Raw genomic sequence first — 12414 nt, forward strand, 5'->3', positions numbered from 1 at the left:
GCCGGAGAGACAGGCCGGCCCGGAGGAGGACCGATGAACGCAGTACCGGACGTCGTCACCGCGGCGCTCGCGACAGCGCCCGTGATCGACGGGCACAACGACCTGCCGATGGTGCTGCGCGCCCGCCAGGGCTACCGGGTGGAGGGACTCGACGCGGACCGCAGCCACGAGTTCCACACGGACATCGCCCGGCTCCGGCGCGGCGGCGTGGGTGGCCAGTTCTGGTCCGTCTACGTCCCGTCCGACCTGCCCGAACCGGAAGCCGTCGTCGCCACGCTCGAGCAGGTGGACGCCGTGCACCGGATGGTGGCGGCCTACCCGGACGACTTCGCCGTCGCGTACACGTCGAGGGGTGTGCGGGAAGCGCAACGGGCCGGGAAGATCGCCTCGCTGATCGGCATCGAGGGCGGGCACAGCATCGCGTCCTCCCTCGGCGTGCTGCGCATGTTCGCGCGGCTCGGGGTCCGCTACATGACGCTGACACACAACAACAACACCCCGTGGGCGGACTCGGCGGCCGAGGAGGGCGCGGTCGGCGGCCTCAACGACGAGGGCCGCGCGGTCGTGGCCGAGATGCAGCGCGTCGGCATGCTGGTCGACCTCTCGCACGTGGCGACCACCACCATGCACGCGGCGCTCGATGTCGCGCGGGCTCCGGTCATCTTCAGCCACTCGTCGGCGCGTGCCGTGAGCGACCACCGCCGCAACGCCCCTGACGACGTGCTGCGCAAGCTGCGGGACAACCGGGGCGTGTGCATGGCGACGTTCGTGCCGTCGTTCGTGTCGGGGGAGGTGGCGGCCTGGGAGAGCGCTGCGGAGGAGGAATGGTCGCGGCTCGGGCTGCCCGCGATCAACGGCTGGCCGCGTGCGCCGCGCCCCGGCGAGGAGATTCCGGACACCGACGCGATCGAGCGCGGCCCGTACGGCGATCAGGTCCCCGGGCCCTTCCGGCCCTGGCTCGCCGCGCACCCCCGCCCGGTCGCCACGATCGCGCAGGTCGCCGAGCACATCGAGCACATCCGCGAGGTCGCGGGCGTCGACAGCGTCGGGCTCGGCGGCGACTACGACGGCTGTTTCCGGCTGCCCGCGGGCCTGGAGGACGTGTCGGGCTACCCGCGCCTGCTGACCGAGCTGGCGAACCGCGGCTGGCCCGAGGCGGACCTCGCCAAGCTCACCGGCGGCAACGTGCTGCGTGTGCTGGAGGAGACCGAGGAGTTCGCGAGTGCCCCGCAGTGGCCGGTGGGGGGAGGCCGCTGACGGCGAAGTACTCAAGTGCCCCCGGGCGCGCCCGATTCGAACGGCGTTGCGGTCCCGAGACGGCGAGGGGGGAGGACCGATGGCCGGCATCCGCCGCCGGAGCTGCGCTCTTCCGCTCGCCGTCCTGCTCGCGGTGGCCGCCTTCGCCGCGTGCATGCTGCTCGCGCCGGGCGGCCGTCCGGTCACGCAGACGGTCACGAACCTCGCCTCGCTCGTCATGACGGTCGCGGCCGGCGTGGCGTGCCTGGTCCGGGCCGCGCTCCGGCCCGGGCGGGCGCGCTGGTCGTGGGTGCTGATCGGGCTGGGCTGCTGGTCCTACGCGTACGGGTCCGGCAGCTGGGCCTGGATCGAGACCCTGCACGGCGGGCAGGTCACCACGCCCGGCTGGCCCGACCTGGGCTTCCTCGGCATGGTGCCGCTCGCCACGGCGGGCCTGGTGCTGGTGCCCGCCGTCCGCGCCTCGCGCGCGCACCGGGTCCGCGGCGTCGTCGACGGGCTCATGGTCGCCTGCTCGCTCATGCTGATCAGCTGGATCCTCGTGCTCGGACCGGTCGCCGGCACGGGCGCCACGGGCCGGGCCGCGCTCATGGTGGTGATGGCCTATCCGGCCGGGGACATCGTGCTGATCACGGTGGCCCTCTACACGCTCGCGCTGCGCCGGCGGGCCGGCCAGGACTCGGCCGCCCTCATGCTCCTCGCCGCCGGGCTCGCCCTGATCGGGCTCACCGACAGCGTGTACGCCTACCTGACGCTGCACTCCGCCTACACCTCCGGCGGGGTGCTCGACACGGGCTGGTTCGCCGCCTGGGGGCTGATCCTGCTCGCCGCGTGCCATCCGGCCCGGCCCCGCGTGCGGCGGCCCGTGGGGGAGACGCCGGGGGAGCCCGTCGCGCTGCTTCTCCCGTACGCCGCAGTGCTCGCCGCCGTCCTGTGCACCGCCGTCGCCTACGCGGTCTCGGGCGGCGCCGACACCGTCGTCGTCTGGGCGCGCTCGGTGCTGATCCTGCTCATCGTCGTCCGGCAGCTGCTCACCCTCGTCGAGAACAAGCATCTGACCGCCGGCCTCGAGGCGCGCGTGGGTGCCCGTACCGTCGAGTTGCGCGAGCGGGAACAGCGCTTCCGCGCCCTGCTGCGCCACAGCAGCGACTCGGTGGCGGTGATCGACGCCGACGGGATCATCCGGCAGCAGAGCGACTCCGTGGAGCGCATCTTCGGCTGGCGGGCCGAGCAGCTCCTCGGCCGCCGGCTCGCCGACCATCTCGACGTGGCCGACGCCGGCGCCCGGTTCTCGGCCGCCGTCGCCGCCGTCGTGGCCGGGCCCGGGCGGGTCGCGACGCTGCAGCTGCCGGTCCGGCACGCCGACGGCCGGGTACGCCTGGCGGAGATGACCATCACCGAGAAGCTCGCCGACCCCGTCGTCCGCGGCCTCGTGCTCAACACCCGGGACGTGCACGACGCCCGGGAGCTGCAGGAACGGCTGGTCCACGAGGCGTATCACGACCGGTTGACGGGGCTGTCGGGGCGGGCGTTGTTCGCCGAGCGCATCGCCGCGGTGGCCGCGTACGGCGGGCGTACCCCGGCGGTCACGGTGTTGATCGTCGATCTCGACGGCTTCCAGCAGGTCAACGACAGCCTGGGGCACGCCGTGGGCGACGAGCTCCTGGTGCACGTCGCCGGCCGGATCGGCGCGGAGGTGCGCGACGGCGACCTGGTCGCCCGGATCGGCGGCGACGAGTTCGGCGTGATCGTCCCCTCGGGCACCCGGGCGGACGCCCAGGCGGTGGCCGACCGTCTGGTGACCGCGTTGCGCGAGCCGTTCACGGCCGGCGACCGGACGCTGCACACCACCGTCAGCATCGGCCTGGCGATCATGGAGTCGGTCGTCTCCGCGGACGACTTGATCCGCAACGCCGACCTCGCCCTGTCGCGGGCCAAGGCGTCGGGCGGCGACACGGTCGCGGCGTACGACCCGGCCATGCTCGCCGGGCTCGTCGACCGGCTCGCGCTCGAGGCGGACCTGCGCGCCGCGCTGGCCCGCGACGAGCTGACCCTGCACTACCAGCCGACGGTCGACCTGCGTACGGGCGGCATCGTCGGCTTCGAGGCCCTGGTCCGCTGGCGGCATCCGGAGCGCGGCCTGGTCCCGCCGCTCGACTTCATCGGCATCGCCGAGGCGTCCGGGCTCATCGTCCCGCTGGGCCGCTGGGTCCTCACCGAGGCCTGCCGCCAGGCGGTCCGCTGGGGCGCCGGCGGCACCCGGCCGTTCAAGATGGCGGTCAACGTGTCGGTCCGCCAGTTCGAGCAGGGCGACCTGGCCGGCGTGGTCGCCGCCGTGCTCGCGGAGACCGGCCTGCCCGCCGCGGCGCTGTGCCTGGAGATGACCGAGAGCGTCCTGCTCACCGACACCGACGAGAACCTCGCCGAGCTGCACCGCCTGAAGGCCCTCGGCGTGACCCTCGCCATGGACGACTTCGGGACGGGCTACTCGTCGCTCGCCTACCTGCGCCGGTACCCGATGGACATCCTGAAGATCGACCGCTCGTTCGTCGACCGGCTGGGCGGGGAGCGGGAGGACGAGGCGCTGGTCCGCACGATCGTCCGGCTGGCCCGCACGCTGGGCATGACGACGGTGGCCGAGGGCATCGAGAACGCCACGCAGCTGGCCATGCTGCGCGCGCTGGACTGCGATCTGGCGCAGGGCTACCACCTGTCGCGGCCGCTGCCGGCGGCCGAGGCGGGCCCGCTGTGGGAGAACGACCTGTCCCGCCGGCTCGCCGAGGCGGGCACGCCTCAGCTCGCCGAGGCGGGCACGCCTCAGCTCGCCGAGGCGGGCACGCCTCAGCTCACCGCGGCGGCCACCGCCCGTCCGGCGCTGCGGCCGGAGTAGAGGCAGCCGCCGAGGAAGGTGCCCTCCAGCGCGCTGTAGCCGTGCATCCCGCCGCCGCCGAAGCCGGCCACCTCGCCGGCCGCGTACAGGCCCGGGACCTGCGTGCCGTCCGGGCGCAGGACCCGGGCGTCGAGGTCGGTGTGCAGGCCGCCGAGGGTCTTGCGGGTGAGGACGGTGAGGCGTACGGCGATGAGGGGTCCAGCCTTCGGATCGAGCAGCCGGTGCGGGGTGGCCACCCGGATCAGCTTGTCGCCCCGGTAGCGGCGGGCGGCGTGGATCGCCATGACCTGCGCGTCCTTGCTGAACGGGTTGCTCATCTGGCGGTCGCGGTCCTCGATCGTGCGCCGGACGTGCGCGGGGTCGAGCGCCGGCCCCTCGTCCTCGGCGGCCAGCTTGTTCATGCCGTCGATCAGCTCGTCCAGGGATCCCGCGACCACGAAGTCGGATCCGTGCCGCTTGAAGGCCTCGACGGGCGGGGTGGCGCCGGGCAGGACCCGCCGGAGGACCTGGCGGACGCTCCTGCCGGTGAGGTCCGGGTTCTGCTCCGAGCCGGAGAGGGCGAACTCCTTCTCGAGGATCTTCTGGGTGAGGACGAACCACGAGTAGTCGTGGCCGGTGCCCCGCAGGTGCCGCAGCGTGGCCAAGGTGTCGAAGCCCGGATACAGCGGCGCGGGGAGGCGCTCGCCGGTCGCGTCCAGCCACAGCGACGACGGGCCCGGCACGACCCGGATGCCGTGCCCCGGCCAGATCGGGTCCCAGTTGTGCAGCCCCTCGACGTAGTGCCACATGCGGTCGGGGTTGATGACCTGGCCGCCGGCGCGCTCGGTGATGCCGAGCATCCGGCCGTCGACGTAGGCGGGGACGCCGGCGACCATGCGGCGCGGCGGGGAACCCAGCCGGGCGGGCCACGCCCGGCGCACGAGGTCGTGGTCGGCGCCGATGCCGCCGGAGGTGACGATCACGGCGGGGGCGGCGTACTCGAAATCGGCCGTCTCCACCCGCGAGCTGGACCGGCCGCGCTCGACGTCGCTGGGCTCGAGCACCTTGCCGCAGACGCCGGTGACCGCGCCGGCGGTGACGACCAGCTCGTCCACGCGGTGCCGGAAGGCGAACGTGACCCGCCCCCGCTCGGCGGCCGCCCGCACGTGCCGCACGAAGGGCTCCAGGATGCCCGGGCCGGTGCCCCAGGTGATGTGGAAGCGCGGCACGGAGTTGCCGTGGCCGCCGGCCTGGCCGCCGCCGCGCTCGATCCAGTTGACGACGGGGAAGAACCGCACGCCGCGCTCGTGCAGCCAGGAGCGCTTCTCCCCAGCGGCGAACTCGACGTACGCCCGAGCCCAGCGCCGCGGCCAGTGGTCCTCCTCGCGGTCGAACGCCGCCGTGCCCTGCCAGTCCTGCCACGCCAGGTCGAAGGAGTCGCGGATGCCCATCCGGCGCTGCTCGGGCGAGTCCACCAGGAACATGCCGCCGAACGACCAGAACGCCTGCCCGCCGAGGCTCTGCGCCGGCTCCTGGTCGAGCAGCAGCACCCGCTTGCCGGCGTCGGCCAGCTCCGCGGTGGCGACGAGTCCGGCGAGTCCCGCACCCACGACGATGACATCCGCATCCATCCGTCCAACCTAGGCATCCGGATGCCAAGATGGTGCGTCCGCGGCGCACAATCTGCCCTCCGCTTTATCACCGGGATGACAAATGGACCTGACCGCATGGGCCCCGCAGCTCCGCGAACGGCTGCTGCACACGATCCGGGCCGCGATGCGGGCGCAGGGCCGCTCGCTCTCCGGCGGGCAGGGCCGCGGGCTGACCCTGGGCGTCGACACCGCCGTGGCCGCCCTGGCCGACGTCGCCGCCGATCCGGGACACGATCTGAGCGAGGCGCGATCCGTCTTCCGCCGGCTGGGCGCCACCGAGTTCCACGAGGGCCACCGCATCGACGCCCTGCGCGGGGTGCTGTCGCTGGGCGGCCGGGAGATGTGGGCGTACCTGTCCGGCCAGGACCTGCCGCCACCGGCGTTGTACGCGCTCGCGTCCACGCTCTTCGGCCTGGTCGACACGCTCGCCGGTGCCGCCGCCGAGGGCTACCTGCGCGAGCAGGAGCAGCACGCCCGCGACTGGGACACCACCCGCCGCCGGCTGATCACCCTGCTCGTCCAGGTGGATCCGCCGTCAGTGACCGTGCTCCAGGCCGCCGCGGACGCCGCCCGCTGGCCCCTGCCGGACACCGTCGCCGTGCTCAGCGTGGACAGCACCGACGGCGGCAACCTCGCCCGCGCCGCCGGCCACGGCACGATCGCCGCGGTCATCAATGACGCCACGCGGATGATCGTGCCCGCCCCTTCGACTCCGGGACGCATCGCGCATCTCACCGCCGTGCTCAAGGGGCGGCGCGCCGCTCTCGGTCCCGCCGTGCCGCTGGCGTCGGCGCGGGAGTCGTACCGGCTGTCCGGGCGGGCGCTGCGGGTGCTGCCCTTCGGGCCGGGCGGCGGGCTGGTGCGCTGCGACGAACGGCTGTTCGACCTGCTGACCGGCTGGGAGCCGGGGCTCATGGACAGGTACGCCCGGACCGTCCTGTACGCGCTGTCCGCGCTGCGGGATCCCGAGCTGGAGACGTTGTACGCGTGGCTGCGCGCCCAGGGCCAGGTGGTCCCGACGGCCGAGGCGCTGCACGCCCACCCGCAGACGGTCCGGTATCGGCTGCGCAACATCCGGCGGGTGGCGGGGGAGCTGCTCGACGATCCGGACGCGCGGTTGTCGCTGCAGCTGGCGTTGCAGCACCGGTTCCGCGCCGGGGAGGGACGTCTTCTAGGATCCTAGGACGATCTAGCCGGGGTGGCGGGGGACATGACGATGCCCCGGCACCTGGGAGGTGCCGGGGCGCTCGGCCGCCGCCCGGGAGCAGGCGGCGGGCCCGTCAGCCGGCGGCGGTCAGGTCGTACACCGTCGTGCCGCCGATCGTGGTGGCCGTGAAGTTCTCGGACACCCAGGTGGCGATCCGGGACGACTCGGTGGTCTCGCCGCCCTGGCCGCCCATGCCTCCGCCGCCGCCCATGCCGCCGCCGGAGATGTAGTAGGTGATGTCGCCCGCCGCCACGTACGCCTGGAACTCCTCGAGCGTGGGGGAGGGGTCGCTGCCGTTCCAGCCGCCGAGGGCGATGACCGCGGTGCCGCTGGCCAGCTCGTAGTCGGCCGCGGAGGTCGCGCCGCTCACGGCCGCGGCCCACTTGGTGGTGGTGGCCTTGAGCGCGGCGGTCAGCTCACTGTTGCTGCTGCTCCCGCCCATGCCGCCCCCGGTACGCCCGCCGCGCTGGCCGCCGTCCGCCTCCGCCGACGAGGATCCCGAGCCCGACTCGGTCGATCCGGATCCCGCGTCACCCGTGGTGGACCCCGAGTCCGTGTCGCCCGTGGTGGACCCCGAGTCCGTGTCGCCCGTCGTGGATCCCGAGTCCGTCGAGCCGGATTCCGTGTCGCCCGGCGTGGAGCCCGAGGGCGGGGTGCCGGGGGCTGTGCCGGACGCGTCCGACGTACCCGGGAAGCCGCCCTGGCCGCCCGCCCCGCCGAAGCCGCCGCCCCCACCGGGACCGCCGCCCATGCCGCCCGTCGCCGCCGAGGCCGGACCGCTGCTCGGAATGCTGCCGGTGTGGGCCTCCCCGGCCGTGGCCGTCGCCCAGGCCGCGCCGCCGGCCCCCGCCGACAGGACCCCGGCGAGCACCGCCACGACCGCCAGCCGCCGCATCCGCAGGCTCGCCGAGCCACCGTGCCGCCCCGCGTCGCCGGGGCGGGCCGTGACGACCACGGCCAGCGCGGCGAGCGTACCGGCGAGCAATGAGACCCACCGCAGAGCCGGCAGCCAGTCGGTGCGGCCGAGCAGCACGTAGCCCCACACGGCGGTGCCGAGGATCATGGCCGCGAGCACCAGCCGCGCGGCGAACGACGCCCGGTAGAGCCAGAGGACCCGCCCGCCGACGGCGACCATCGCGGCGATCGCGGGGGCGAGGGCGACCGTGTAGTAGGGGTGGATGGTCCCGCTCATGAACGAGAATGTGACGCCGGTGACCAGGATCCAGCCGCCCCACAGCAGGGCGGCGGCGCGGGCGCGGTCGGTGCGCGGCGCCTTCCACGTGGCGGCCAGCACGGCGACGAGCCCGATCAGCGCGGCCGGGAGCAGCCACGAGATCTCCAGGCCCATCGACGAGCCGAAGAGCCGGCCGATGCCCGTGGCGCCGCCGAAGCCGGTGTTCCCGCCGCCCATGCCGCCACCGCCGCCGTTGCCCTCGCCGCCGAGGATGCGGCCGAGGCCGTTGTAGCCGATTGCCAGCTCCCACAGCGTGTTGTTGGTCGAGCCGGCGATGAAGGGCCGCGACGACGCCGGCCACAGCGAGACGAGCGCCACGTACCAGCCGGCGGACACGACCAGCGCCAGGCCGGCGACCAGCAGATCACGGATGCGCCTGCCGAGGCCGGTGGGCGCGGCGACGAGGTACACCAGGGCGAACGCCGGCAGCACCAGGAACGCCTGCATCATCTTGGTGAGGAACCCGAACCCGAGCAGTACGCCGGTCAGCGCGAGCCACTTCCACGATGCCTTCTCCACGGCGCGCACGGTGGTGTACGCCCCGGCGGTCATGAGCAGGACGAGGAGCGCGTCGGGGTTGTCGTACCGGAACATGAGGACAGCGACCGGGGTCAGCGCGAGAGCGAGCCCGCCCAGCAGTCCCGCGACCGGGCCGAACCAGCGCTTGACGGTCGCGTACACCAGATAGACCGACGCGACGCCCATGAGCGCCTGAGGTGCCAGGATCGCCCAGCTGTTGACGCCGAAGATCCGGGCCGACAGGCCCATGACCCACATCGCGGCCGGCGGTTTGTCGACGGTGATGGCGTTGCCCGCGTCGAGGGAGCCGAAGAGCCAGGCCTTCCAGCTCTGGGCGCCGGCCTGCGCGGCGGCGGCGTAGAAGCTGTTGCCCCAGCCGGAGGCGGACAGGTTCCACAGGTAGAGCACGGCGGTGCCGGCGAGCAGCACGGTCAGCGCGATCCGTTCCGGGCCGAATCCGCGCCGCCGGTGCTGGGGCGCCGCATCGCCGGGTGCGGTGACCGGGCGGTCCATCAACGTCGTCATGCCGATCACAGTGCTCAGGCGGGCTACGCGTGCTCTGTGGTGCCCCTGTGGGCCCTCTATGAGCTGTGACGGGAGTCGCGCAGCAAGATCTAGGGCGGTGCGCGTCGATCCGTGCCACGATGTGACCGATAGTCGGTTCAGGCGGGAGTCAATCCAAAGATGAGCAGCGAACACGTTTCCGACAGCGCCGAATGGCAGGCAGTGCAGGGCCACGCCGAGAAATTCGCGAGCGTGCACCTGCGGGAGCTGTTCGACAGCGACCCGCGCCGGGGTGAGAGGCTCACCGCCCAGGTCGCTGATCTCTACGTGGACTACAGCAAGAACCTGGTGACGGACGAGGTGCTGGCGGCCCTGATCGCGCTGGCGGAGAAGGCGAAGCTGCGCGAGCGCACGGCCGCGATGTTCGCCGGGGAGCACATCAACGTCACCGAGGACCGGGCCGTGCTGCACACCGCGCTGCGGCTGCCGCGCGACGCGTCGCTGACCGTCGACGGCCAGGACGTGGTCGCCGACGTGCACGAGGTCCTCGACCGGATGGGCGCGTTCAGCGACAAGGTCCGCTCGGGCGAGTGGGTGGGCGCCACGGGCCAGCGCATCAGGACCATCGTCAACATCGGCATCGGCGGGTCCGACCTCGGCCCGGTCATGGCCTACGAGGCGCTGAAGGCGTACGCGGACCCCGGCATCGAGGCCCGCTTCATCTCCAACATCGACCCCACCGATCTGTACGCGAAGACGCACGACCTGGACCCGGCGACGACGCTGTTCATCGTGGTGTCCAAGACGTTCGGCACGCAGGAGACGCTGACCAACGCGACCGAGGCCCGCAACTGGCTGCTCGCGGGCCTGGGCGGCGACGCCTCGGCGGTGGCCAAGCACTTCGTCGCGGTCAGCACCAACGCGAAGCGCGTCGCGGAGTTCGGCATCGACACCGAGAACATGTTCGGCTTCTGGGACTGGGTGGGTGGCCGCTACTCGCTGCCGTCGGCCGTGGGCCTGTCCGTCATGATCGCGATCGGCAAGGAGCAGTTCGCCGAGCTGCTGGCCGGCTACCGCAAGGTCGACGAGCACTTCCTCACCGAGCCGCTGGAGCGCAACGTCCCGGCGCTGCTGGGCCTGCTCAACGTCTGGTACGACACGTTCCTGGGCGCCCAGTCGCACGCCGTCCTGCCGTATTCGCAGTACCTGCACCGCTTCGCCGCGTACCTGCAGCAGCTCACGATGGAGAGCAACGGCAAGCATGTCCGGCTGGACGGCGCCGCGGTGGAGTACCAGACCGGTGAGGTCTTCTGGGGCGAGCCCGGCACCAACGGCCAGCACGCGTTCTACCAGCTGATCCACCAGGGCACCAAGCTGATCCCGGCCGACTTCATCGGCTTCAGCGTGCCCAACCACGACACCGGCGAGATGCACGACCTGTTCATGTCGAACTTCTTCGCCCAGACCGGCGCGCTGGCGTTCGGCCGCACCGCCGAGGAGGTCGCGGCGGAGGGTGTCGCGGCCGAGATCGTGCCGCACAAGGTCATGCCGGGCAACCACCCGACCACGACCATCCTGGCGGAGAAGCTCACGCCCTCGGTGCTGGGCCAGCTGATCGCCCTGTACGAGCACATCACGTTCACGCAGGGCACGATCTGGGAGATCAACTCGTTCGACCAGTGGGGCGTGGAGCTCGGCAAGGTCATGGCCAACCAGCTCGCGCCGCTGCTGACCGCCGCGTCGACGCCGGAGGCCACGAACGACTCGTCGACCGACACGCTGATCGCGCGGTACCGCGCGCAGCGCGGCCGCTGACGGTTTCTGTCACACCCGGGGCTTAGGGTCTGTTCCGTGGAGCTCACCGCGGAACAGGCCCGTGCCGTCCGGATGCGCAGCCTGCTGCTGACCCCGCACGTCCGCCGGCCGGATGTCGCGGGCGTCGTCGAGTGGTTCGGTGCCATGCAGGCGCAGGACATGGCGAGCGGCCTGTGGTCGCTCGGTGTCCGCCTGCCCGGCGTCACCGCGGCCGGCGTCACCGAGGCGCTGGAGCGCCGCGAGGCGATCCGCACGTGGCCGATGCGCGGGACGGTCCACCTCGTCCCGCCGCGCGACGCCCATTGGATGCTCGACCTCATGGGCGTCCGCGCGCTGGCCGGCGCCGCCAAGCGCCGCGAGACGCTGGGCCTGTCGGAGAAGACGGCCGAGCGGGCCGTCGAGGTGCTCGGCGCGGCGTTGCGGGGCCGGCGCTGCACGCGAGCCGAGTGCCTGGCCGCCCTCCGCGAGGGCGGCATCGAGGTGAGCGGCCAGCTGGGCTACCACCTGCTGTGGTACGCGAGCCAGCGCGGCGTCACGTGCATCGCCCCGCACATCGGCAAGGAGCAGACGTTCGTGCTGCTCGACGAGTGGGTCCCCGACCCCGCCACCCCCACCCGCGACGAGGCCCTGGCCCTGATCGCGCACCGCTACTTCCGCAGCCACGGCCCCGCCACCCGCCTGGACCTCGCCCGCTGGACAGGCCTCACGGTGACCGACGCCAAGAAGGGCATCGCCCTCGCCGGCGCCGGCCTCACCACGGTGACCGTCGACGGGGTGGAGATGCTTGCCGACCCCGCCGTCCTTGACCAGGCGCCGGCGCACCTCGACGATTGGGCGGCGCTGCCGGGCTTCGACGAGTACATGCTGGGTTACAAGGACCGCGACCTGCTGCTCACCCCCGAGCAGTTCGCCGCCGTGGTCCCGGGCGGCAACGGCATCTTCCGCCCCACCCTGGTCGAGCGGGGCCGCGTGGTCGCCACCTGGAGCCGGCCCGCCGGCAAGAAGATCGTCACGGTCAAGCCCTTCGCCGACCTCGACCGCGCCCGGGCCGAGGCCGCCCTCCGGCCCTACGCGCACTTCGTGGGCTCACCGCTGCAGGTCGCCTTCGAGTAACCCCGCCACGGTGTCCGCGCAGCCCCACGACAGGCTGCCCCGGCGGTGTTTGTGCACGACCACCTTCCCGCCTCCCGCTCGACCGGGATCTCCGAGCGGTCCGGCCGGATGGCCAAGGGCCTTCGCCGTGGCGATCCGCGGATCCACGGCGAGCCGCACCGCGGTCGTCATGCCGGACGCTGTCACCGGAACAGGCGTTGTGCTGGTCGTCCCGGTGGGTTCCAATCGGAGGCGACGGCATCCTGGA

General features: G+C 73.2%; 7 protein-coding genes. 5 read left to right on the forward strand and 2 right to left on the reverse strand.

Features of this window, described 5'->3' with window-relative positions; translation table 11 throughout:
* The first annotated feature begins 33 nt into the window (after positions 1-33).
* The gene (locus tag RBH18_RS14470) at positions 34-1257 is read left to right on the forward strand and encodes a dipeptidase (protein WP_306207845.1); all 1224 of its coding nucleotides are present in this window, start codon (positions 34-36) and stop codon (positions 1255-1257) included.
* A gap of 79 nt (positions 1258-1336) precedes the next feature.
* Positions 1337-4144 (forward strand): putative bifunctional diguanylate cyclase/phosphodiesterase, encoded by a 2808-nt coding sequence (locus RBH18_RS14475; protein ID WP_306207847.1) that lies wholly within the window; start codon positions 1337-1339, stop codon positions 4142-4144.
* Here the strand turns inward: RBH18_RS14475 and RBH18_RS14480 are convergent.
* Positions 4096-5754 (reverse strand): FAD-binding dehydrogenase, encoded by a 1659-nt coding sequence (locus RBH18_RS14480; protein ID WP_306207849.1) that lies wholly within the window; start codon positions 5752-5754, stop codon positions 4096-4098. The genes RBH18_RS14475 and RBH18_RS14480 overlap by 49 nt on opposite strands.
* An 82-nt stretch (positions 5755-5836) precedes the next feature.
* Between RBH18_RS14480 and RBH18_RS14485 the strand changes: the two genes are divergently transcribed.
* Positions 5837-6958, forward strand: a complete 1122-nt coding sequence (locus RBH18_RS14485) for a PucR family transcriptional regulator (RefSeq protein ID WP_306207851.1) — start codon at positions 5837-5839, stop codon at positions 6956-6958.
* A 97-nt stretch (positions 6959-7055) separates the two neighbouring features.
* On the opposite strand, the gene RBH18_RS14490 is transcribed toward RBH18_RS14485, so the two are convergent.
* Positions 7056-9260: a glycosyltransferase family 39 protein gene (locus RBH18_RS14490; protein ID WP_306207853.1), complete on the reverse strand. Its 2205-nt coding sequence runs from the start codon at positions 9258-9260 to the stop codon at positions 7056-7058.
* Between the two features lie 159 nt (positions 9261-9419).
* On the opposite strand from RBH18_RS14490, the gene pgi reads away from it, so the two are divergent.
* Both pgi and RBH18_RS14500 read left to right on the forward strand, forming a co-directional pair.
* A complete protein-coding gene (gene pgi / locus RBH18_RS14495; RefSeq protein ID WP_306207855.1) occupies positions 9420-11054 on the forward strand; it encodes a glucose-6-phosphate isomerase in 1635 nt (544 codons plus the stop codon).
* Between the two features lie 36 nt (positions 11055-11090).
* Positions 11091-12167, forward strand: coding sequence for a winged helix DNA-binding domain-containing protein (locus RBH18_RS14500; protein WP_306207856.1), 1077 nt, complete (start codon positions 11091-11093; stop codon positions 12165-12167).
* Positions 12168-12414 lie beyond the last annotated feature (247 nt).

The sequence above is a fragment of the Actinoplanes oryzae genome (assembly GCF_030757795.1).
Taxonomy (GTDB): Bacteria; Actinomycetota; Actinomycetes; order Mycobacteriales; family Micromonosporaceae; genus Actinoplanes.